At 60.1% G+C, this 23,090-nt stretch carries 20 protein-coding genes; 6 read left to right on the forward strand and 14 right to left on the reverse strand.

Translation table 11 applies throughout. The features are described 5' to 3' along the window. Positions 1-16 precede the first annotated feature (16 nt). Positions 17-2,983, reverse strand: coding sequence for a PAS domain S-box protein (locus tag H4V99_RS11445; RefSeq protein ID WP_280678379.1), 2,967 nt, complete (start codon positions 2,981-2,983; stop codon positions 17-19). Positions 2,984-3,108: 125 nt separating this feature from the next. Further along, entirely contained in the window at positions 3,109-3,972 is an 864-nt protein-coding gene (locus H4V99_RS11450) for a hypothetical protein (protein WP_280678381.1), read from the reverse strand. Positions 3,973-4,114: 142 nt separating this feature from the next. Between H4V99_RS11450 and H4V99_RS11455 the strand changes: the two genes are divergently transcribed. Continuing rightward, positions 4,115-5,047 carry a hypothetical protein gene (locus H4V99_RS11455; protein ID WP_280678382.1) on the forward strand — a complete coding sequence of 311 codons (933 nt, stop codon included), beginning with the start codon at positions 4,115-4,117 and terminating at the stop codon, positions 5,045-5,047. A 298-nt stretch (positions 5,048-5,345) separates the two neighbouring features. On the opposite strand, the gene H4V99_RS11460 is transcribed toward H4V99_RS11455, so the two are convergent. The 4 genes from H4V99_RS11460 to H4V99_RS11475 form a co-directional block, all read right to left on the reverse strand. Then, complete coding sequence (locus H4V99_RS11460) at positions 5,346-5,669, reverse strand: hypothetical protein (protein ID WP_280678383.1); 324 nt, start codon at positions 5,667-5,669, stop codon at positions 5,346-5,348. Between the two features lie 168 nt (positions 5,670-5,837). Then, positions 5,838-6,098 carry a Txe/YoeB family addiction module toxin gene (locus H4V99_RS11465; RefSeq protein ID WP_280678384.1) on the reverse strand — a complete coding sequence of 87 codons (261 nt, stop codon included), beginning with the start codon at positions 6,096-6,098 and terminating at the stop codon, positions 5,838-5,840. After that, a complete protein-coding gene (locus H4V99_RS11470) occupies positions 6,095-6,346 on the reverse strand; it encodes a type II toxin-antitoxin system prevent-host-death family antitoxin (RefSeq protein ID WP_280678385.1) in 252 nt (83 codons plus the stop codon). The genes H4V99_RS11465 and H4V99_RS11470 overlap by 4 nt, the downstream gene beginning before the upstream one ends. A 214-nt stretch (positions 6,347-6,560) precedes the next feature. Then, a complete protein-coding gene (locus H4V99_RS11475; protein WP_280678387.1) occupies positions 6,561-7,031 on the reverse strand; it encodes a hypothetical protein in 471 nt (156 codons plus the stop codon). A gap of 407 nt (positions 7,032-7,438) precedes the next feature. On the opposite strand from H4V99_RS11475, the gene H4V99_RS11480 reads away from it, so the two are divergent. The 3 genes from H4V99_RS11480 to H4V99_RS11490 all read left to right on the forward strand — a co-directional run bounded on the left by H4V99_RS11480 (position 7,439) and on the right by H4V99_RS11490 (position 8,650). Continuing rightward, positions 7,439-7,714: a type II toxin-antitoxin system Phd/YefM family antitoxin gene (locus H4V99_RS11480; RefSeq protein ID WP_280678389.1), complete on the forward strand. Its 276-nt coding sequence runs from the start codon at positions 7,439-7,441 to the stop codon at positions 7,712-7,714. Then, positions 7,711-7,974: a type II toxin-antitoxin system RelE/ParE family toxin gene (locus tag H4V99_RS11485; RefSeq protein WP_280678391.1), complete on the forward strand. Its 264-nt coding sequence runs from the start codon at positions 7,711-7,713 to the stop codon at positions 7,972-7,974. The genes H4V99_RS11480 and H4V99_RS11485 overlap by 4 nt, the downstream gene beginning before the upstream one ends. A gap of 238 nt (positions 7,975-8,212) precedes the next feature. Next, positions 8,213-8,650 carry a hypothetical protein gene (locus tag H4V99_RS11490; protein ID WP_280678393.1) on the forward strand — a complete coding sequence of 146 codons (438 nt, stop codon included), beginning with the start codon at positions 8,213-8,215 and terminating at the stop codon, positions 8,648-8,650. 266 nt (positions 8,651-8,916) lie between these two features. Here the strand turns inward: H4V99_RS11490 and H4V99_RS11495 are convergent, their stop codons facing one another. Further along, complete coding sequence (locus H4V99_RS11495) at positions 8,917-10,245, reverse strand: CoA transferase (protein WP_280678395.1); 1,329 nt, start codon at positions 10,243-10,245, stop codon at positions 8,917-8,919. 573 nt (positions 10,246-10,818) lie between these two features. Between H4V99_RS11495 and H4V99_RS11500 the strand changes: the two genes are divergently transcribed. Next, a complete protein-coding gene (locus H4V99_RS11500) occupies positions 10,819-11,244 on the forward strand; it encodes a VOC family protein (RefSeq protein ID WP_280678397.1) in 426 nt (141 codons plus the stop codon). 175 nt (positions 11,245-11,419) lie between these two features. On the opposite strand, the gene istB is transcribed toward H4V99_RS11500, so the two are convergent. The 5 genes from istB to H4V99_RS11525 all read right to left on the reverse strand — a co-directional run bounded on the left by istB (position 11,420) and on the right by H4V99_RS11525 (position 18,430). Next, complete coding sequence (gene istB / locus H4V99_RS11505) at positions 11,420-12,151, reverse strand: IS21-like element helper ATPase IstB (protein ID WP_280676332.1); 732 nt, start codon at positions 12,149-12,151, stop codon at positions 11,420-11,422. Continuing rightward, entirely contained in the window at positions 12,148-13,629 is a 1,482-nt protein-coding gene (gene istA, locus H4V99_RS11510) for an IS21 family transposase (protein ID WP_280680044.1), read from the reverse strand. The genes istB and istA overlap by 4 nt, the downstream gene beginning before the upstream one ends. A gap of 344 nt (positions 13,630-13,973) precedes the next feature. Beyond that, positions 13,974-15,157, reverse strand: a protein-coding gene (locus H4V99_RS11515; RefSeq protein WP_280678400.1) for an IS3 family transposase whose coding sequence is annotated in 2 segments (ribosomal slippage) — positions 13,974-14,896 and positions 14,896-15,157 — 1,185 coding nt in all. Because the reading frame shifts where the segments join, the coding sequence is not laid out codon by codon here. Positions 15,158-15,415: 258 nt separating this feature from the next. Next, on the reverse strand, positions 15,416-16,111 hold the full coding sequence (locus H4V99_RS11520) for a potassium channel family protein (protein ID WP_280678402.1): 696 nt from the start codon (positions 16,109-16,111) through the stop codon (positions 15,416-15,418). After that, complete coding sequence (locus H4V99_RS11525) at positions 16,112-18,430, reverse strand: hypothetical protein (protein ID WP_280678404.1); 2,319 nt, start codon at positions 18,428-18,430, stop codon at positions 16,112-16,114. Between the two features lie 431 nt (positions 18,431-18,861). On the opposite strand from H4V99_RS11525, the gene H4V99_RS11530 reads away from it, so the two are divergent. Then, on the forward strand, positions 18,862-20,301 hold the full coding sequence (locus H4V99_RS11530; RefSeq protein ID WP_280680094.1) for an ATP-binding cassette domain-containing protein: 1,440 nt from the start codon (positions 18,862-18,864) through the stop codon (positions 20,299-20,301). A 41-nt stretch (positions 20,302-20,342) separates the two neighbouring features. Here the strand turns inward: H4V99_RS11530 and mmsB are convergent, their stop codons facing one another. Both mmsB and mmsA read right to left on the reverse strand, forming a co-directional pair. Further along, the gene (gene mmsB, locus H4V99_RS11535; RefSeq protein ID WP_280678406.1) at positions 20,343-21,524 is read right to left on the reverse strand and encodes a multiple monosaccharide ABC transporter permease; all 1,182 of its coding nucleotides are present in this window, start codon (positions 21,522-21,524) and stop codon (positions 20,343-20,345) included. Beyond that, positions 21,521-23,062 carry a multiple monosaccharide ABC transporter ATP-binding protein gene (gene mmsA, locus H4V99_RS11540; RefSeq protein WP_280678408.1) on the reverse strand — a complete coding sequence of 514 codons (1,542 nt, stop codon included), beginning with the start codon at positions 23,060-23,062 and terminating at the stop codon, positions 21,521-21,523. The genes mmsB and mmsA overlap by 4 nt, the downstream gene beginning before the upstream one ends. Positions 23,063-23,090 lie beyond the last annotated feature (28 nt).

Here is a 23,090-nt window from a genome sequence, read left to right on the forward strand (position 1 = left end):
GAGGAGAAACACAGCCTTACGCGAGCGCATTCTGAACCTCCTCGATCAGGGTCACCTGGTTGAAGCCGGTCTTGTCGATGACCCGAATAGGCTGCGCACGTTCTCCGGTGAGAATGAGGTGTTCCGCTCGGGTGAGGTCGCGCGCGGTGATGACCACAATCGGAATCGACGCGGTCCCGGGGGTGCGTGCGAGTTCCTCCACGACGTCGGTTCCACTCAGGTCGGGCATCACAAGATCGAGCAGAATGAGATCGGGTCGCACCCGTTGGGCCAGAGCGATTCCCTCACGGCCACCATACGCACGAACTACGACATAGTCCGTCGTGGGAAGGTAGGTCGAAATCAGATCGACAGCACGCGGATCGTCGTCAACGATGAGAACAGTGGGCTTCTGTTTCTCGTGGGTCTGGAGTCCCAGAACGTTCAGGGTGTTCCTGAACTCGCTGCGGCTGAGTGGCTTTTCGAGCACCGAGGCGATGCCTCGGGTGAGGGCGATCTGAGCATCCGCGAGTCCGGCAATCACAATAACGGGCACGTCCGCGACCAAAGGATCGTCTCGGAGGCGTTGCAGGCCGGCCCAGCCGTCTATTCCCGGTAGCCCGATGTCGAGGGTGATGAGACTCAGACGTTGTTGCGGCGCCAGCAAAATGGCCTCTTCGGCGCTCCGTGCATTGCGGACCGTGAACCCTTCCGCTTCGAGCAGGAGTCGCACGAGGCTGGCGGACTGCTCGTCGTCTTCGATGACGAGTGCCGTGCGCTGCCTACTCTCCGGTGTGGTTATCGATCGCGTAGCGAGGGCGGACCGCACCTGCGGGTCAGCGCTCTGCCGATCGGATCCGACAAACGATTCACGAAGGGGAATCCACACGGCGAAGAGCGCTCCCTGCCCCTCAGCGCTCGACACCGCAACCGTGCCTCCAAAAAGTTCGGCGAGTTTCTTCACCATGGCCAGGCCCAGACCCGTACCCTCAAATTTTCGCGCCAACCCGCTGTCAATCTGGCTGAAGGCTTGGAAAAGTTTGCTCATATCTGCTTCGGAGATACCGATTCCGGTGTCTTCAACGCAGATCTCGAGAAAATGATGGAAGTTGTGTTGGCCGAGGGGAAAACCATGCACCGGCCAGTTTCCCGCCAGCGTTCCCACTGCGCCTCGGGTCACCCGACGGGCGCGAAGCATGACACGCGATCCGGGCGAACTGAACTTGACCGCGTTCGACAGCAGGTTGTACACGATCTGCTTGGTCTTGCGCGCATCAAGGTTGGGCATTCCCAGGTCGTCCCCGACCTCGATGTCGAGCTGAATACGGTGTGCGGCAGCTTTTTCCCGCACGATCGACAGGCTGTTCATCAGCAGACTCTTCACGTCCACAGGTTCAAGGTCGAGTCGCATCATTCCCGCCTCCACCTTCGACAGGTCAAGAATGTCGTTGATCAGGGCCAGGAGGTGCTGCCCACTGGTAAAAATATCGCCGATGTACTCGTGCTGCGCTTCGGTCATGTCACCCAGGAGTCCGTCGCTGAGCGCTTCCGAGAAACCGATGATGGCATTCAGTGGTGTGCGCAGCTCGTGCGACATGGTGGCGAGGAACTCAGACTTCATTCGGCTGGCATGTTCGAGTTCGATATTTTGTCCCTGCAGTGCGCGCTCGAATCGTTTACGTTCCGTAATGTCCCGGGCGGCGGCAATGATGCCCTGTAGTTTGCGATCTCGATCATGAAAAGTGGCAGCGTTATACGACACGACCGTCTCGTCACCATTGAGTGAACGCACGGTTAGTTCATAGTCGCTCACCTTATTTTCGGCGAGCACTTGTCGAATTCCGAGGTCAACTCGAGTCGGATCGGTGAAGAAGTTGCGGCACGGTGCGCCAATGAGCTCGTCCCGGGTTCGACCGGTGAGCGACACCATCTGCTGGTTGACGTCGGAGATGATCCCCTGCGGGTCGAGGGCCATCAGGGCATCCACATTGGATTCAATCAGTGATCGAGTATAGAACTGTTGGTCCCGCAGTCGCTGATCCAGGAGAGCCTGCCTCTCTTCCACGTGACTACGGGCCGTGTTGTCTGTGCCAATAAGCAGGTAGCCGATGATGCGCCCGCCTGGGGCACGGAGCGCGGTAACCGAGACGATAGCCGGAAACCGACTCCCGTCCTGGCGCACGTACGTGAGTTCATAGATGTTCTCAATCCCGCGTGACGCCTTGAACACAAGGGCTTCAAAACCAGGTGTGATCTGAGTGCCCAGCTCGCGGCTCAACTCAAATGCACGCATGATGAGCTCTTGCGGGTCTGAAATGTCGGCCGGAGTGATGCCGTTGACGACATCCGAAGCTGAGTATCCCAGCATCCGCTCTGCACCCACGTTGAAGATCTGGATCACGCCCTGATCATCCGTCGCAATGATCGAGAAATTTGCACTGTTAAAGATTGCGTTCTGCAGTGCCGCGGCGGTGAGAAGTTCTTGTTCGGCCAACTTGCGCGCGGTGTCGTCGGTGCCGATGAGAAGATACCCGATGATCGCCCCATCTTCTTCGCGCAGAGCTGTGACCGACACGATGGCAGGAAAGCGCGTGCCATCTTTGCGCACGTAGGTCAGTTCATAGATGTCTTCAATACCTCGAATGGCTTTGAAGACGAGCGCCTCGAAGCCAGGTGTGATCCGCGTGTCGAGTTCAGCGCTGAGTTCGCCGGCGCGCTTGATGAGTTCTTTCGGGTCCGATATATCCGCGGGCGTAATCTTATTCAGTACCTCGTCGGCGCTATAGCCGAGCATACGTTCGGCCCCCACATTGAAGATCTGGATCACACCACGCTCATCCGTGGCAATGCTTGAAAAGTTTTCGCTATTGAATATTGCATTCTGTAATGCGCCAACCTGAATGACATCCCTCGACTGGCGTTTGGTAACCGGGGACGCCGCACCCCTCAGTGCGACACTCAACGGATCACGCTGGGTTGAGTTCGATGTTGAATGAGCATTCATCGGTTCGACCTTCTCTGCCCAGTAGACAGATCCAGACCTCCGCCTGAGAACGGAACGTGTCACAGTCTGAACCCGGCTCGTGGACTACCGAGCCGTAGGAGCGTGGGCTGAGTCTCCTGCTATTTTTATAGCACGATTTGGCTCAGAATGCCCCCTGCTTTGGGGGCAGAATTATCCGTCTTCGCGGCTAAGCGCCAGTCGGTGGCGTCGACCTGAATGGCCACAACATAGAGGTGCTGTCCCTGCTCGATCTTCTCGACTTCATAGACACGAATCGGCGTGGTGCTTGTGGCAGTGTCGGGGCGGCCAATACCGATCCCGTAGGTGACGTACCCCTCAAAATCTCCGGCTGGAGAGTACCGGGTGATCGCGGGAAAGCCGAGTGCCAGGGGCGGGGCGGAGACAATACTCGTGGGACCGGCCTCGGTGTGGGCCTGAGCCGAGTAAAAGGTGACTCGCAGAATGCCGGCGGTTCCCGTCATTGCAATGGGTAGCCCGCTGGGATCGCCCACCAGTTCCGAAAGGGTTTGCAGGTCGTAACTGGGAAACCCACCCTGAAAGCGAAAGCTGAGTTGGTTGTAGGGCGGCGACATTGCCGGATGCCGACCAGCACCAATCGTGTAAAGGGAGGGCAGCGGGGCGGCCGGCGGTGGTGCAATCGGGATCGCGTTGTCGTGCGTGATGGTGACCGGTGCTCCCGCACCGATCGCAGCCCAGTTCTGGGTGAGTCGCACTGCGATGACCTTATCGCCATCCAGCGGGGCGGCTGTCTGATCATCCGGCGGTTCGGTGCTGGGAGTGGTGGCCGTTGGCGTGCTGGAGGAGCCCGGTGTGGGGGTGGCTGTGGGGGTGGAAGCATTGGGTGACGGAGTGCACCCGACTAGTGAATAGAGCACCGCGGCAGCCACAATTGTGCCCGCCGTGAACCGGAGCGCGTGTCGTCGGCGTTGCGGGTCAGTATGGTGTGATTCGGTACGGTGGATAGCCATCAGGAGCTCCCTTACACCTGCACGGTGACTGCTTTGTAGCGTTGTACTCCACCTAAAGCAGTGGCGCTAGGCCCGTTGTGGAGCCAACGCGAAGCCCGAGAACTGGCCTATTGCTGTTCTCTGTTCCGGGTTAGCATGCAGCATGCGTGCGCTGAGCTCACGGATCATCCCCCTCACTCTGACGGTTGTGGCGGCGGTGCTCTGTGGCAATTCGTGTGTCACGTGGAACGGTGTCGCGTCCCCCACGGGTGGTGCCACGAGTCCGGATCTGCAACGGGCGACCCTGCTCGTATTGCCGGACAGTGCCGAACACTTCGCAACCTACGCGGGGCTCTACGGCACCGTTCAGACCGCTCCCGCCTCGCCGTATGGGGATGCCTCAGACCAGACGTGTTTCGGTCGCGGGCCTGAGTCGAGCTGTTCGGGAAACATTCTGGTTGGCAACATTTGGATCAGCTACAACCTGGAGGGTATCGATGTCGACAGCTCGCTCAGCAATGCTGACGTTGCCGCACACGTGTCGCCGCTGCTCGAGTCGATCGTTGCAACGGTAGCGGATGCCCCGTCCCCCGCTCCGCTGTGGATCCCGCCAGCCGATACCGCGGCACTCCCTGCCGAGTGCACCGGGTATGTGACCGCGGACGATGTGGCCACGGCTCTCGGACGCACCGAGAACATCACCGTAGGACCGGTCGAGGGCGGCGGGTGGGGCTTGGAGGGAGCCGATTACGTGGATACCGGGCTTGACCGGTGCATGGCCAGCTTCCCCGGCGAGGACGGACCCATCATCGTGACGCTGGTCTACGCTCTTCCCGGTGGCGCTTGGGCGTACGACGAGTCCAGCGCGCTCATGGTGGGTACTGGTGACGCGGAAACCGTGACGACGCCTCTCACCGGGATTAACCGTGCCACGTTCGGCTGCCAGGTGGAATTCGGAATGTGCACGCTTGACACCGTCATCGGCGAAAACTGGGTGCAGTTCTCGGCTCCGCAGCAGGATTCGGTCACGCCCAGTGAGCTGCGCGACGAGCTCATCCGGCTCGCCACAAACGCCGCCAGCAACATTCTGGTCTGAGCGCATTCCCCGATAGTGGGCAAAGAAAAAGCCCGTTTGACCGGGCTGTTCTTTGCTTGCTATCTTCACATCAGCGATAAAGCTGGGGTACCTGGACTCGAACCAAGAACAAATGAACCGAACCGGGATGCCTGATTCAGCAGCGCCATCCCCAAGTTCCGTGTGACTGCGCGGAAGTTGATAAACGTAGCTCAACTTTCTACGGGGAGAAACGGGTTATTGCCGACTATTTCTGGCACTTTTGGAGGTTTCTGGCACCCAAAGTGGCGGTTGTCGAAATTCGCCAGCCGCCACTTTGCTACCTGAATCTGAAGTCGGCTTCGCCGCGCTTCGGCGAGAAGGCCTGCGCGCGCTTGATCGTGATGTTACGGCGGGCTTCGCCGACCGGGAGCTTCTTGCAGATGCGCACCAAGGAGGCGGGATCGATGAGGGTGGCCAGCGCATAGTCCTCGTCGTTCGTGATCAGGGCGATGTTGACTTCCTCCGACAGGGTCGCCCGTTCAGGCAGCTGCGCCTCGTCAAACGAGCCAAGGATGGCTTGGCTGCCGATGATCAGGACTTCGCGCTGCTGGGTTACCCTCGTTGCCTGCCGGATCGCCTCTTGGAGTTCGTCGCGTGTCACTTGCCGCTGGCCCGCTCAATAGCCGCGAGCTCGCGCACGGCCCACCCGGTGAGAACTCGGTTGGCGACGATTGCTTCTACTTCCTCGCTCGAGGATTCTTGCGACGCTGCCGGTCGAGTTCCACACCCGCACAGGGAACGGCCTGCGGCAACTGAGCTGGACGTCGGGTTAGTAGTGTTCGCGGGCTTGCAGGATGACGATGTGATCGTCCGTGACGTAATAGACCAGGCGGTTCGTATCGTCGATGCGGCGGGACCAGGCGCCGGAGAGGATGTGCTTGAGGGCTTCGGGTTTGCCGATACCGGCGAACGGATCGCGCAGTGCGTCGGTAATCAGCTGGTTGATTCGCTTGAGAGTTTTACGGTCCTGAGTTTGCCAGTCGATGCAGTCCTCCCACCCATTTGGGTCGAAGGCGATCTTTCGCGTCACGCGTCGAGGAGGTCGTGTTGCTCGAACTCGCCGCGTCGAGCCCGCTCGATCGCCGTGAGCAATCGCTCGGCACTGGCGGGGCTCCGTAGGAGGTAGGCCGTCTCGGTCATCGCGTCGTAGTCCTCTTTCGACAGGATGACCGCGTTTCCGTGCCGGGATACGACCTCGACAGCGATGTGGTCGTCATTGACCTGTTGGATAAGCCCAAATAGGCTCTTGCGTGCTTCCGTCGCGGTGATCGCCGACATGATTGCCTCCCTGAGTGGTACTTGATAGCGTACCACTGAAGGATGCGGTGAGGGAAGTGCTCCGCTCCCGACAGGGGAACCCCTAACGCGGCACATTTGGTCAATGCAACGCTTGCTCGTTGGGTTCACGAGCACGGCGCCTCGCCGGCCACGAGGATTAGGGCTAGAGATATGAGGAGCGGCACGGCAAGCGGCCGCATTCGGCAGAGTGGAACTAACCACCCGGCCCGGTCGGATCGATCGGCGCACCGTCGCCACCCTCAGGTAGGTCTCCGCGCTCCACCGGTTCGCCCGGAGTCTTGGGAACGTCGGAGAAGAGCAGTTCGAGTTCCGCATCCGATGGCACGTGCACCTTCTTCGCGGCTGTCAGAAGATCCGCTGGCGACGCGTCGTTCATTCCGGATACCCAGATCAGCGCACCGTCTCGCACCGCGACGTACTCGTGGATGCCTCCAGCCGACCGATGCCAGACGCCATCCTCATTGGCACACGTCACCGCTCCGCCGGGCGCATCCCAAAGGGGTGTCGCAGCACACGACGCTTCCGTGAGTTCCCCGGAATCGCTACGGATGGTCAGCATCGCACCCGTGCTGCTGTTGAACCAGGTAGCCGACATCCCGTCTGCAGCACCCGGCCCGACCGACTGCGGTGCGAGATCGTAGCCGTCCACATCAGTCGTGTACACGAGTTCAGGAGTGATACCAACAGCTCTCGCGAGCTCGCCGATCGAATCTAGGCTCGCCGCATCCGCGCCCATCGTCGATGCGCATCCAGTGAGAGATACGCAGACGGACGCCATAGATGCAGCCACGGCAAATGTCCACGCCCTAGGAAAGCGACCAAATCGACGCAAGAGCACCCCCTCCTTCGTTCACGGCTGTGCTTGGCGACTCTGCCAATCGCCAGCTCGTACAGTGTGAGTCTACGGTCAGGCCTACCCGGCTTGGGCATGCGCCGACGACGCGCAACAGAAGAGCGCGCACAGGGGGGATACGGGGAGTCTGCACGCCCCATCACGAACCCTGAGCGGGAAGTTAGTTGTACATTTGAAGATCTCTTGTACACACAGAACGCTAAATGTACAATTAAAATATGTCGACCACAGTCCCCGTCAGCGTTTCTGATGCGCGCAACCAGCTCGCATCGATCATCGACCGCGCTCGCACCGAGCACGAGCCGGTTTTCTTATCTCGCCGCGGGCGGCGAGTCGCGGCGGTTATTGACGTCGACGATTTAGAGCGCCTCATTGAACTGGCCGAAGACATGGCCGATATACGCGCCGCTGAGGAATCGCGTGAAGAGATGCGTCGCACGAAAAGCGAACCGACTCCTTGGGATCAGGTGAAGGCGGACCTCGGCCTCGTATGACTTACTCGGTGAAGGTCGCACCGGCCGCCGAACGGCAACTGCGCAAGTTCGATCCACAGGTCCGCCGGAGAGTTCAAGCAGCGATCGACCTCTTGGCAGACGATCCGCGGCCACCCAAGGCAATCCAACTCGTCGGCGGCTCTGGCGAATGGCGGGTCCGAACGGGTGACTACCGCATCATTTACGACATTCACGACGACATGTTAGTTGTGCTCATCCTCCGACTCGGACATCGTCGCGAGATATACGAATCCCGATAGATAATCCCGCAACGCGAACCTCCACCGGGCCTTCGAGGAAGTCGAGGTTTGTTGCGTCAAGGTCGCGGGTCGCTAGGACGCCTTTGCGTTGGGAGTCGCACCGACTGCTCCGATAGCGTTTCCGGCAACTTGGAGACCGGATATCCACCCAGCCCGCTAAATTGAAGCCACCACCGGAATGATCCGATCTCGTGCGCAACCGCGCAAGGCTCGACCGCCACATGCAGAAAGAGCAGGGATGTCGAAACGCTCAATCGTAATCACGACCACGACAATCACCCTCGCTGCCACCGTCATTGTGGCCGGTCTCTGGGTCACAGGCGGCGACCCGCTTCGTGGGATTCAGGAACTCGTCGCGCCACGATCGACTATGACGGTGGAAGACGTGTTCAACGGCTTCGAAGGGCAACCGGGCCTTCCCGTCACCAATCTCCAGGACATCACAGCCGAGGCGTGTTCCGACGAGTTCAGATGCTCCCAAGCCGTCCGAGCGGACCAAATCACTGTCTACCAGTTCGAGGACCGAGATGATGCCGAAGGGTTCACAGCCGCTCTCGGCGATAACGGTTACCAATCCGACTGGATCGTCCTCGAATACCAAGATGCGAAGTACGACACCGACTCGGCGAAGAGTAGCTACGCCACAGACGTCGACGCAAGTTGGACAAGCGAGTAATGCTTTAGCCGGGAGAGATTCGACCCTGCAGACGAATTCACGCTAGGACAATGAGCGGAACGACGAGGCACCCCGCGAATGATCAGTTGGCTTTAATCGTTGCAGTGGCTGCCCACAAGCCGGACCATCAGCGGGTCGGATTCGAGACCACTTTCAGAGCTCGAAACGAGGGTGCTTTTCGACTTCGAGGGGTGCCCGCACGTGAACCCCCTGCGGGCTGCTTTCGCAATGCTGGAGCGGCCGATGGCGCACCTTCCGGGTGGGACTTATCGCTGGACGCTGGCGGATCGTGCTTCGGCCCATTCCGGCTGGTCTGCTCCCCACGGGCGACCGATCCATCTGTAGCGATTCGGACCGCCGCTGATGCTGATCGCGGGTGCGGCACAGGTGACGGTTCCTCCTGGCGTTTCCGTGTTCACGGTTTGGATCTCGTAGAGGCCGGCTTCGGTTGGCGCGGAATAAGGCTGGACGAGTAACTCTTGAGCGACCCGGGCCAGTGAAATGTCGACGGTCCACCCGTACCCGTCGAGGTGTCGACGGCGAAGTGCTGACATGATCCCGGCGGCAAGTAGATACCCGGCGGAATGATCCAAAGCTTGGGCGGGCAAAGCACCTGGTCTGCCGGTGCCGTTTGCGTGGATCTGGGCGATGCCGCTGGCTGCTTGAACGATACTGTCGAATCCACGACGCTCAGCCCAGGGGCCGCTCAGTCCCCACGCGCTCACCCGGCCGATAACGAGCCCCGGATGGCGGTTGTGGAGTTCGACCGGCGAGAGGCCGAACCGGTGGAGGCTGTTCGGCCTGTATCCCGTGACAACAACGTCGGCGTCTGTCAGTAGCTGTTCGAGGCAGTCTCGATCTGGTTTGTAGCCGAGGTCAAGGAGCGCGGAGCGCTTCCCTTGCCCGGTATCGAGGTACTGCCAAGGGAGTTCCGGCATGCCAGGGCTGTCGATGCGCAGGACATCTGCCCCGAAGAACGCGAGACTGCGAGTGGCCACCGGCCCGGCTATGACCCGGGTCAAGTCGAGCACCCGAACGCCCTCCAGCGGCGCGCAACTGTCAGCCGACCCCAGTCTTTGGAGGCCCGAGTCTCCGCCCTGCTGTACCAGGCGAATAAAGGGCTCCGCTGCCAGGGTTTGGGCTTGAGGATGTCCTCTCCAGCTACTCGGGCTGCGAACCGCGCTGATGATCGCACCAGAGTCTGCGGCTTCATCCTCCAGATCGAGAGCGCTGCGGTGCGAAATCGCGTGCGCTACGGCCTCGGCGGAGGCGGGACCGTTCAATCTCAGAAGTGAGCGTAAAGCTGCTTCGTGATGGGGATAGTTGGCGTGAGTGCGAACCCAGCCGTCGCTCGAGGCGAAGAATCCGGACAGGGGTGCCCACGCTGGAGCGGGGTTCCCGGTCCAGCGGAACAGTTGGTCGCTCCGGTAGGCGCCGGCGACGAGCTGCGGCAGAAGGCTCACCTGCGGAACTTCGCTCGCTTTGGGATTACGCACTCCCGTGTGGACAAGGTGCAGCAACGAGGCCATGAGCTTGGTCGCCGCGATGCTGTCTGCGGCAAGATCCGCAACTGGTAGTGGTGACGAAAGCGGCACGGGTCCGGCTAAACGAACGCGATTCGTTAGCTCCGGAAGTTCCGCAGAATCGGAAAGGAACGTGCTGAGGAAGGTTCCCATCGGTTGCCTCCCACGCCCTCGACCGTTCACGTGGGCGTGGAGCCAAACGGTCATCGGTGAATCCCACTTTATCCCCACGGCACGGATTGCAATTGACGGCACTGAGGCCCAGCAATTAGGCAGGGATTAGAGCCCGTCGATCGCGTAGCGACGTTCGATCCCGGCTGTGGTCCGTCCCAAGGCCCTTCCTGAAATGCGGTCCTGGTGTGCTTTGAGCGCAGAACTGTCCTGAAAACACTCATCGACCTGCCACACCATGGGATCGTCGGTCGACGTAACACGGAACGAGAAGCATCTATGCTCCGCACGCGTCCGAGCGACGTGATCAGAACTGCCACCTGACCCTGATCACGGCAGACGAGTTGCCCACTCAGGTGCACTTGGCTCATGCCATGAGCGTATAAGCCGGACAGGGGCCCCTGCCTGGAGTAGCGACCACAGTTTGGCCCGTATGCCGAACGTGTTGCGGTCTCCTTGTGTCACGATGAGGCAGTGACTGAGGAATTCGAACCTGCGCTCGTGCCCGAGCTGCTGGTGACTGATATTGATCGGAGCATCGAGTTCTGGTGTGGAATCTGCGGATTCGAACTCCGCTATTCACGACCAGACGAGCGATTCGCCTACATCGCCCTCGGCGCTGCCCACGTGATGCTCGAACAGGTCGGAGTGGGCCGGAACTGGGTCACTTCTGAACTTGAAACACCTCTCGGTCGCGGTATCAACTTTCAGATCGCCGTTCCCGACACTGATGCAATTGTGAAGTCACTGGAGCTTGCCGGGGTGGGACTCTTCATGGAGCCAGAAATCAGGTGGTACCAACTGGCCGACGATGACGCCGGCGTAAGCCAGTTTCTCATGACCGACCCGGACGGCTATCGAATCCGATTCCAGTCATCGATCTGTGTTTTGTCAACTTGAACCCGGCCATTTGATCGCTAATTAACCGGCCACTTCAGCACCGTTTCCGGCCATTTGATCACGGTCGTTGCAGCGCTCGGTTTTGGGGGTTGTTTCGTCGTGCTGACCGGCGGCAAAGTGGCCTTCTAGTGGCTCGGTCGGCTTCAGGATCGAGGTCGGCCGATCCGGTTCAGGGCTATTTCATGAGGGCGTGCTTCACGCGGTAGGACTCGCCGCGAAACTGGAGGAGTCGGCCGTGGTGGACGAGCCGGTCGATGACGGCCGCGGCCATGTTGTCGTCACCGAACACCGTTCCCCAGCGCGAAAATTCTAAGTTTGTCGTGATGATCAGGCTTCTTTTTTCATAGCCGTCGGCGATGACTTGGAACAGCAGTCGGGCGCCTTCGGTGTCAATCGGGAGGTAGCCAAATTCATCAATTGCGACGAGCCGGTTTTTCGCTATGTTAGCCAGCTCCCGATCGAGGCGGCCTTCGTCCTTGGCGCGGCGCAGCTGCATCACCAGCGACGACGTCGTGTAAAAGCGCGCGGGGATTCCTTCGCGGCAGGCGGCGGCGATCAGCGCACTGGCGAGGTGGGTTTTGCCGGTGCCGACATCGCCGTAAAGAACCAGGTCTTCGGCTCGGTTGATGAAATCCAACGACGTCAGCTCCTCCCGGCCGTAATCCTCAGGGAACTTGACGCTCGAGTAGTCAAAACCCGTGAGCGATTTCAACGCCGGCAGCCGGGCGGCGCTCAGCAGTCGTTGGCGTCGTGATGCTTGCCGGGATTCGTGCTCGGCCAGGAGCACTCCGTGGAGGTACTCGCGTTGTTTCGGGGTGCCCTTCTCGGCCCATTCGACCAACACGCTGTGGGTCAGCGACGCCTGCCGGCCGGTCTCGACGATGTCCTGCGCAGTGACGAGGGTCATGCGATCTCTCCCGTCAGAGTGTTGAGGGTGGTGAAGCTGCCGGTGGTAAAGATGTCATAGACGCTCAGGTCCACGTTCTCCACTGCCGGGCTGGTTCTGTCGGCCAGGCGCCGGGCGAGCATGCCCAACGCGGCGATCTCGGGGGTGTCGCCTCGTTGGATGAGTAGGTCAGCAGCAGTGATGGCGGCATCGAACCCGGCTGATCCTGATGCGGCATCGACAGCGCTGAGCAGGCGGCGCCGGTTGGTGGCGGTGGCGTTGTCGAGCCAGTCGCGCACTGGCCCCGGGACCAACGGCCGCAGCTGGGAATGGCTCCAGGCGCCGGGCTTGGTCGCCAGCAATGGCAGCAGCGCCGCGGGCTCGAAGATCGTCTCGGCTTGCACTCCGAAAGCGCGGGGAAAGGACCGCACCGGCGCGGAATACTCATCGAGGATCTCGACCACGTCGTGGCGGAGCCCAACGGTGAGGGTGCGGCTATGGAAGGAAGACCCGGCCGCGTAGGTGTTGCCGTCGATGAGCATGTTCCCCTTTTTGTCAGCCGTTCGGGACTCATAACGCACCGGGTCAAACCCCACGCCGGGCAGCGCCAGACTGGCGGCAACGTCCTGCGCGAAGAGCTCGCTCACGGGCAAGCCTTTCCGGTAATGCGTGGCCTCAGCCAACGCCATGCACCGCGTCAGCAATATGTTGTTCAGGCCCTGCAGGGTGGCTGCTTCTGGCTCGGGGACCATCAGGTTGCGGCGGAGGAACCCGACGGCGTTTTCGACGTTGCCTTTCTCGTTGCCGGAGTATGGATTGCAAAACCTGGACTCGGATCGGTAGTGCAGTTTGAATGCGCCGAACAGTTTGGCCTCGATGACTTTGGTGCCGACGCGGCGTCCGATGCCGGTGGCGTTGTCAAAGACCAGGTGCCGGGGTGCAGCGCCGATGTGATCGAACACGGTGCGCAGGCCGTGGCAGACGCACTCGGCGGTCTCGCCGCGGTAGGCCTGCACGAAGCGCATGTTCGAAAACGGGAACGTCACGACGAAGATGTGCAGGATCTGGCGGATCCCGCCGATGATGGCCTCGGCCTGGCCGAAGTCGACCTGCGCAGTTCCGGCCGGCCAGACCAGCTCCGTGAAGCCCTCCCCGGCCTGGCGGTGCTGGTCGTTCCACTTCCGCACAAAGCGTTGCACCGGGGAGTAGCTGCCGCTGTAATTCTCCTCGTTGACCAAGCGATCAAAGACCCGCTTGGCAGTGTGGCGTTGCTTGCGCGGTCGGCGCTGGTCCTCGGTCAACCACGTCTCGATGGTGTCTTCAAGCCCGCCCACGGCTGATCCGGCTGGCCTCGGAACGGGCGTCGGTGGCTTGGGTGAAAAGTTCTGTTGCCCGGTGTATTTCGTCACCGCGTCCCGGCTGACTCCCAATCGGCGGGCGATTTCACGGCCCGCGATTCCGTGGGAGTCGAGAGTTCTGATATTTTCTTGCACGGACATGGGTACCGTCATCTGCTTCCTGGTTCCTTCCGGCGCGACCGCTTGGCAGTAGACACGCCTTTAGGAACCTATCTGGGGGTGGCGGGCCCATGTCTCCAGCTCGCTGAAGAGGGCCACGGCCACCGGTGATCTCAATCTCTGCGCATCCCAACCCCATTTCTTGGGCGGGATCTGCTGGCCTGATTTTTAGCGCTCTTTTGGCAGGAAACCAGCCGCTAACTTGGCCGGATTCCAGCGCCGAAACGGCCTACAAAGAGTTGATCACACACACGCCACCAACCCCGCCACCCGAATGCCACCTGAGCTGCCGCGGGCATTTCGGACAGCGGAATTAGTGGATTCTTCTACGCTGCCAATGCTGGCTGCTGATAACCATAGTGGACTTCATTAGGCCTGCGGTAACCAAGCGCTGAGTGCCGGCGTCGGCTGTTGTAAAAGCCTTCGATATAGCGAATGACGTCGCTGCGAGCTTGTGATTTCGTGGCATACGCGGTGCGATAAACACGCTCATTCTTGAGCATCGAGAAGAAACTTTCCGCCATGCTGTTGTCCCAACACACGCCGGTGCGGCCCATGGAGGAACGCATCCCCAGGCCGGACACGAGAGCCCGAAATTCGGCCGAGGTATAGACGCTGCCGCGGTCGGAATGCCAGATCGCGTCGGCCTCGATCACGGTCGTCGCAGCGGCGTTGCGGAGGGCGTCGGCGACGAGCTCGGTGCGCATGTGATCGGCGATGGACCAGCCGACAACCTTCTTGGAATAGCAGTCGATGACGGTGGCCAGATAGATGAATCCTTGCCAGGTATGGATGTAGGTAATATCGCCGACGAACTTCACCCCGGGGCGGTCGGCGGTGAAGTCGCGTTTGACGAGGTCGGGCATGTTGGCGGCCGCTTCGGCATCGGCTTCGGTAGTGATGCGGAAAGGCCGTGGTTGGCAGGCTACGAGGCCAATCTGGCGCATAAGCTGCCGCACCAGTTCGGGCGAGCACTCGGTCTGCTCTGCGGCGAGGTCGGCGTGGATTCGGCGGTATCCGTAGGTGCCGTCGGACTCCTCGAAGAAGTGTTGAATCCGCGCGATCAGGGCCTCTCGCCGGGCCGCGGTCGCGGACTGCGGCCGGATCGCCCAGTGGTAGAAACCGGACGTTGACACGGCCAGCCAGAGGCACATTTTCACCACCGAATTCCGGTTGGTGGGCTCAGAATTTTGGGAGTCGATGTACTCGTACTTGCTCACTACCGCTGCTCCCGCGCGAAGTAAGCGCTGGCTTTTTTCAAGAAAGCGGTCTCCGCCCGCAGCTCTTGAACTTCCCGCTCGAGTTCCTTCAGACGGGCCCGTTCCGACACTGTCAGGTCCGCTTCGGTGCCGCCGTTGGCCTCGCGGTATTTGTTGAGCCAGTTCCGGAGCGTCTCGGGCCCGACGCCGTATGCGGTGGCGACGTCCTTGATCGGTTTGGAGATATTGATCACCTCGCGGCACAGCTCGTCTTTGAACTCTTGGGTGAAACGCCTACGTGCTGCGGCCATGCTGATCTCTACTTTCAGTGAACTCTCATTTTAAGAGGGCCCGCTGTCCGAGATATCCGCGGCAGCTCAACCCCCACTCACCCACCCCGGCACCACACCCCGAAAAACACCCCGAAAAACCACCTACACCAACCCCTTCAACACCCCCAACCCCTACGACACCAACCAAAACCCCACCACCAACGACCCCGCCCCCTTCTGACCCGCCCCGTTCTGATCAGAGCGGACTGCTCACCCGACATAGCCGTCGGTTCGTCGTCAGTCCGCTTCTTTTCGATCTGCTTGCCCGGGCCGATGCGGTACCCACGCGCTCACGACCCGGGCCACCGCAATCACGAGGAACAGTTGACCGGTGATCGCCTCGAAAACAGCGATGGTCTGTAAGCCTGAGCCAACCGGAACGAGGTTGCCATACCCCGTGGTCGTCAGTGTGGAGAAGGAGAAGAAAAGTTGACTCGTGAGCGAGTTCGGCTGGCCGTCACCAAAAGTGGGAACGGATGTCACGAGCGAGATCGCATTGTAGACAAACGTAAAGAACATCCCCACGAGCAAATATGCGCTGATTGCCGCCAACAGCGTCTGCTGATCAATCAACGGTCGGTGCAGCACATGCCACACAATGGCGACCGGTGCAATGAGGTACGCGCCCATAGACATGACCGACAGAGAGAGGGCGAGTCCCTGCCCCGACAACCCCAGAATCGCCACGGCCGCCACGCCGGCAACGGCAATGCCCAAAACGACCAGTGCCACCCGCAGCAGTCGGACTCGCACATGAGTCACCCACAAGACGACGGCAACGGTGAACAGCTGAACCAACAAGGCCACAGGGCTGGGTTCTGGCGTGGTCTGCCGCGCACACAACACGTACGACACCACGATCATCGCCAGAACTGTCCAGTACTGCGCCTGCCGGAATCGCTCCAGGCCTTGAGGCTTATTCTGTGGAACCACTTACGCCGCCACGAACTCGGTCAGCCACACAGTTAAGCTGCTGATGCTCAGCTGTGACTCCCCGGTCTCTCTGCGAATGATCACGGCGAGGACTGCAATGCCAGCCAGAAACTCGGCACTGGCCACGAGCTCGTGAGCCGCCGATCCTTCTCTACCCCGTGGAGGCTCAATGCGGGCAATCTGCTGGATGGCGGCCGCAGCTGAAAGCACTGCGAAGGTCTGACGTCGAGAAGAAATGGGAACCGTCTCAATTCGATGTGTACGTCCGAGCTGTATCAAGACAGCTTCGATGTCACCGACGTACTCGACGCCAAGATTGGCCAGCGCCGCCACGATCTCAAGCGACATCCGGTCCGCCTCAAGGCTCGGCCCTACGGCAACAATGGATTCGGCCCGAGCGACAAGCTGCGCCACACGCGTCATGTGGTCAAGCTCGGGACCGGATACGCGGAGATAAGCGGCCAACTCTGTGGTTCCAGCCTCACGAACGAGCTGTTCCGCGCGCACAAAGCCGAGTTTCCTGAATGCCTCACGATGCGGCGCAAAGTTATCCAGAAGCAAGAAATCGGTTCGCGGCTCCTTCGCTACTCCCAGGATTTTTCGAAACTCGCGATTGTTCCGAGCCCCAGCGAGGCATGGGTCGTCTTGTGCCCACTCTTTTATTTCCGGAACGGTGAAGGCGATGCCGAATTTTTCGAGAGTCACGGTGTCGATGATCAGGGTCTGGTCAACGAAAACAGAAGCCTGTCTCACCCGCCCACAGGCCACATAGTAGGCAATGTACGGCGAGAGGGCTTCGTGTTCGGCGCGTTCTCTCCATCTCGGAGGAAACTCAATTTCGTTCCCCCTAAAGAGGCTCGTGAGATGACATGCCGCCTGCATCTGCATGGTCGCAACCAGGTCATCCCCATCACGCGTTCGGAGCAGCCTCACGAGCTCAACAGCGCGACGACGCACGACACCTGTTTCGTGAGCATCCGCGCCACGTCGAGACCGAAGGTTGAGCACCGTCAAAAGGTACGAAATCAAAATGCGAATGTGAAGTTCAGGGTTCTCTCCTGACATCCGCAGCGTGGTGTCAATCGGGCCCGTGGATTCTTGCGTGCGTGGAGTGGAGAACTGAGGCAGGCCGAAGAGCGCATCGGACTGATCCCCGAGCCAATCGCAATACAGCTGTAATTTGTCTATTTCAGTTGCGTGCCGATAGGTGTAGTACATATACGCGACCTTGGCCGGAAGATTTTGCGGGTCGAAGTCGAGTGCAGAGATGAGCAACTCTCTTGCAACCTGCGGCTCGCTATCGAATCGTGTTGTCGCGATAAAGTGCAGCCCGATTCCTTGCCACTGGCTTGCACCAGAAAGGGCGTCAAACCCTCGGTGATGCCGAGCCAGTGTGGCCATCACGAACGCAGCAACGAGCTCACCCCGGTGTTCGTCTTCGACCTTCACGTTCAAGGCACGCGTATCGATATTGTCGCTGGAGACCGTCCGGCCATTGCGTCTCATGACGACCGCATAGTGCTCGTTACCGAGTGGATCAACCTGAATATTCCACGGGTTGGTTCCCACGAGTTGCTGCAGCACGGTCTGCAGCGCACTGACGACAGTGCCCCATTGCAGACCGCTGAGCACGTTCTCGGACAACGCCGTCACATCGGAACCAAGAGGAACCTCGATTCCCTTCGGAGAACCTCCACCCAAAACGTGGAGACGAGCCGTGATCTCAGCAGCGTGCCGCTTATCCTCTTTACCGGTTTCGTCGCGAACAGTGAGGGTCAGTGCCAACCTCGTCGCGAGGAACACCGACAAAGAAGCTGCGCCTAAGAGCCCGAGAAGAACAAAGCCACTCAGCGGCAACCAGATCTGAGTGCCTGTGTCGGTGGGAGCGGTTGCGATCTCAACGACAATTCCGCAGGCGGCGAGGGGAATGAGAACAGCACTGGCGGTGACCGCGACATTTCGCAGGGTGCGAGACGGCTTGCGGAAGCGCATCGATGCGTTCGGTGGGAGGCGAAAAGGCAGAAACATCAGTCCGCGCGCTGCGATCAGCAACAGAATTCCGATCCCCACTGCTGCCAGGCCGGGGGCCGCGAGAGGCTGCAGCCACGTACTCAACCCCGCATCCCACGATGGGGGCAGCGCAGGCCGGGTCGTGTTGAGCTCTGTTACCGCTGCGAGGCGTTCTTGTTCGCAGACCTTGGTGTTTGCTAACACTGTTGTGTCACGGATCTGTCGGATGAGTTCCAGAGCTCCGGCCGGATCCTTGCTCAGCGTTAGTTTGGTGACCGCGGCGCAGACGTTGTATGTGGCGGATTTCACCTCTGCCGATGACTGTGCCCGAGGTCCGACCTGAGGCCAACCGGGGTGTGCAGCAGAGACTGCCACCGCAGGTGCTGTCCGTGGGAGCGGGACTGCGTTCGCGCTGGCTGCAGGCCCAACCAGAAGTGTGAACGCGAGCGCCAGTGGCGCCCATCTCATTTTTCGCTGAGTGCCACTGGAAAACATCACACAACAAATCATGACTGCCTCCAAATCCCTGACAGTGTGGCCCGGTTCGGCGCTATCAGCAACGCAACCAGACGCATCGCACAGCCAGCCGCGCCACAAGGATCGGTACCGCACGGTGAGTGCTGGGTGATCGGGACCCAGCAAATTTGCCACGTGGTCGATGCAGTGACAGGCTGAAGAAAGGTTGTCCGGTGAAGTTCTTCGACGTGCACGCGCCACTCCCCGCGCGTTAGAACTCGTCGATAACCCTCAGCAGCATCTCCGGCTCCTTCGACACAGGGCGCACCGGCCTCGTGGGCACCAACGGTTCCGGAAAATCCACTCTGCTGCGACTCATTGCCGGGCGCCTCACTCCCACGACGGGCCATATCACCACGTCTGGAGACGTGGACTACCTTCCGCAGTCCCTCACTCTCGGCGTCAACGCCACCGTGTCTGACCTTCTCGGAATCACCGACCACCTCGTGGCCCTGCATGCCATTGAGGGCGGCGAAGCGATACTCGTGGCCATCGCCGACCTTCGGTTGCGCCGCGCACCCATCACTCTGCTCGACGAGCCCACGAACAACCTCGATCGCAACGCCCGGGCTCGCATCGCCGACATGGTGCGCTCCTGGCCCGGCACCCTCGTCGTGGTCAGCCACGACACCGCCATCCTGGAGCTCATGCATGACACCGCCGAACTGCATGCCGGCCATCTGACCGTGTTCGGCGGCGCCTACAGCGCCTGGCGTGCGCACCGTGAACAGGAGCAGGGGGCTGCCGTGCAGGCAGCCCGCAGCGCCAAACAGGTTGTGAAGGTGGAGCGACGCCAGCGCATCGAGGCCCATACCAAGCTCGACCACCGATCCCGAACCGCCCAGAACAGCAACGAGAACAAACGTGGGTCCAAGATTCTGATGAATCAGCGAGCCTCCGACGCCGAAGTCTCGGCGGGAAAACTGCGTACCGAACTCGACGACAAGCTCCAGCTAGCCCAAAAGGCCTCCGACACAGCGGATGCCCGAGTGCGCGACGACGCCCACATCCACGTGGACCTTCCCGATCCACACGTTCCTGGCAGCTGCCGCATCGCGGAGATACACGGCAGAAATCGCACCTTCGTGGTGCAGGGACCGGAACGCATCGCCATCATCGGCGCGAACGGAGTCGGTAAGACGACACTGTTGGAAGCCCTGGTGCGTTCTCACGCCGAGCCAATCGACGCCGCGCCAATCGGAGCAGCACAAGCTGGAGCTGCGAGTGCCCAACTGTTGATTGATCGCGAAGGCTACCTGCCGCAACGCGTCGATGGGCTCGATGACGCGGCCACGGTGCTGGGCACAGTGCGCGATGCCGCACCGACCCTGTCCGCCGGCGCAGTGCGTAGCCAACTGGCCCGTTTTCTCTTTCGCGGAGCAGCGGTGGAGCGCCTTGTAGGCACCCTCTCTGGAGGAGAACGCTTTCGTGTCGCCCTCGCGCGATTGCTCCTAGCCGACCCCCCGCATCAGCTACTCGTGCTCGACGAACCCACGAACAACCTCGACCTGCAGAGCGTTGACCAACTGGTCGATGCATTACGCAGCTACAGCGGCTCCCTCATCGTGGTGAGTCACGACGACACGTTCCTCTCGCGTCTTGATCTCACAACCACCTTCGAGCTCGACGGCACCGGCGCACTTTTTGAGACTGCCTCCGCGTAGCCATAAAAGTCGACACGGGACGCCGTGCGCCGGAACAGCCGTTACCGACCGCCGGAGCGACGCTTGTTGTAGACATCGAAGGCAACGGCCGCCAGAAGCACGAGACCCTTGATCAGCTGCTGGAACTCGGTTCCCACACCCAGAATCGACATCCCATTGTTCAGAAGACCAATGATGAGACCACCAATGATCGCGCCCTGCACCGTTCCGATTCCACCCGTAACAGCAGCACCACCAATGAACACCGCAGCGATGGCATCCAGCTCGAAGCCCTCACCGGCTTTGGGATTGGCAAGGTTGAGCTGTGCAGTGAAAACCAGCCCGGCCAGGGCCGCAATGACTCCCATGTTCACGAAGAGCAGGAATGTGACGCGCTTGGTCTTGATACCCGACAGGGCGGCAGCGTGAAGGTTGCCTCCGATCGCGTAGATGTGACGACCAAAAACACTGTTGGACATGATGGCCGCATACACAACCGTGAGTACACCCAGCACGATCAACACGATCGGCGTGCCCCGATAACTCGCGAGCAGGTAGGTGATGAACAGGATGAGAGCGGATGTGAACGCCAGCCGCACCAGGAACCAGGCCAGGGGTTCCTCGGTCACCTCAAACTTCTTGGCCACAATTCTGGCGCGCACGCTCGACGCAACGAGCGCAAGGGTTGCAATGATGCCGATGATGATTGTGAGTGGCTCCAGAAAGCTGGTTCCACCGCCGAGGTCAGGAAGAAATCCACTGCCGAGGGCACGAAACTCGTCCGGAAACGGTGAGATCTGCCGATTCTGCAGAGCAATCTGGGTCAAACCACGGAAGGTGAGCATGCCCGCCAGCGTCACGATGAACGCCGGTATGCCAAAGTAAGCGATCCAGAAGCCCTGCCACATTCCCACGAGGGCACCCAGCACGAGGCAGAGGACGATGGCTGCCCACCAGGGAAGACCCCACTGAGTGATCATCACACCGGCCATGGCACCAACGAATGCGACCACAGAACCCACCGACAGGTCGATATGGCCCGCAATAATGACCATCACCATACCCACAGCCAAAATGAGGATGTAGCTGTTCTGCACGATCATGTTCGATACGTTGATCGGCTTGAGAGTGATACCGCCGGTGGCAGCCTGGAAGAAGATCACGATCGCAATCAATGCGATGAACAGACCGATCTGGCGCAGCTGGCTGTTGAAGTAATGCAGTGCAGATCTGAAGGAGATCATGAGTCGCCCTTCTCCTTTTCCTGAGTCATGTGTTGCATGAGATATTCCGCCGTGGCCTGCCCACGAACCACATTGGCGGTGATGCGACCCTCAAAGATGGTGTAAATCCGGTCACAGATTCCGATGAGCTCAGGCAACTCCGAGGAGATGACCAGAACGCCCTTGCCGTCGTCAGCGAGTTTGTTGATGATTCCGTAAATCTCGTACTTGGCACCCACGTCGATCCCTCGGGTTGGCTCATCGAGCATGAGCACGTCCGGGTTAGAGAACATCCACTTCGACAGCACCACCTTCTGCTGGTTTCCCCCAGAAAGCTTTCCCGTCACCGCATCAACGTTCGGTGCCTTGATGTTCATGCTCTTGCGATAGCCCTCGGCTACAGCAGCCTCCCTGTTGGAATCCACCCAGCCGAACCGAGCGAGCTTCTCGAGAGCGACTCCCGAAATATTTCGCTTGATGTCATCAATCAAATTGAGGCCATACTTCTTGCGGTCCTCGGTGGCGTACGCAAGTCCGTGCTCCACTGCGGCCGCAACGGTGTTCGTCTTCACCAGAGTCCCGCTCTTGTAGACACGACCAGAGATGTTGTGGCCGTAGCTGTGCCCGAAGACACTCATGGCCAGCTCGGTTCGCCCCGCACCCATCAGACCGGCAATTCCCACAATCTCGCCCGCGTGCACGGTGATATTGGCGTCTTTCACCACTCGCCGACTGTGGTCGAGGGGGTGATAAACATTCCAGTCCTCCACCCGCAGGAGCTCCTCACCAATGTTGGAGGTGTGCTCCGGGTAGCGGCTGCCCAGATCGCGGCCCACCATGCCCTTGATGATGCGCTCTTCCGAAATCTCATCGGTGCGCATATCGAGCGTCTCAATAAGTTTCCCGTCACGAATGATCGTGACGGCGTCGGCAATCGCCTTAATCTCATTGAGCTTGTGACTGATGATGATGCACGTGACGCCCTGGCCACGCAAATGCTTGAGTAGATCGAGCAGATGAGCCGAATCCTCGTCATTGAGGGCCGCCGTGGGCTCATCGAGAATGAGGAGTTTTACCTGCTTCGAGAGTGCCTTGGCAATCTCGACGAGCTGTTGCTTGCCGACACCGATATCTTTGATCAGAGTGACGGGGTTGTCCTTGAGCCCCACCCGCGCGAGCAGTTTCGTGGCCTCCAGGTTGGTCTTGTGCCAATCAATCCAGCCACGGGTCTGCTGCTCGTTGCCCAGAAAGATGTTTTCGGCAATAGACAGGAACGGACTGAGTGCGAGCTCCTGATGAATGATGACGACACCGGACGCCTCAGAATCGTTGATTGATTTGAAGGCGACGATCTCATTTTCGAAAGCAATCTCACCCTCGTAGGTGCCAGCCGGGTAGACACCGGAAAGCACCTTCATGAGCGTGGACTTGCCCGCACCGTTTTCCCCGCAGATTGCGTGAATATGCCCCCGTTTCACCGCGAGGGAAACGTCCTGGAGTGCCTTCACCCCGGGGAACGTTTTCGTGATGCCACGCATCTCGAGAATTGTCGTTGTCACCGTTACGTCTTCTTTCCGGTTCAGAGGG

Source organism: Cryobacterium sp. CG_9.6 (genome assembly GCF_029893365.1).
Classification (GTDB): domain Bacteria; phylum Actinomycetota; class Actinomycetes; order Actinomycetales; family Microbacteriaceae; genus Cryobacterium.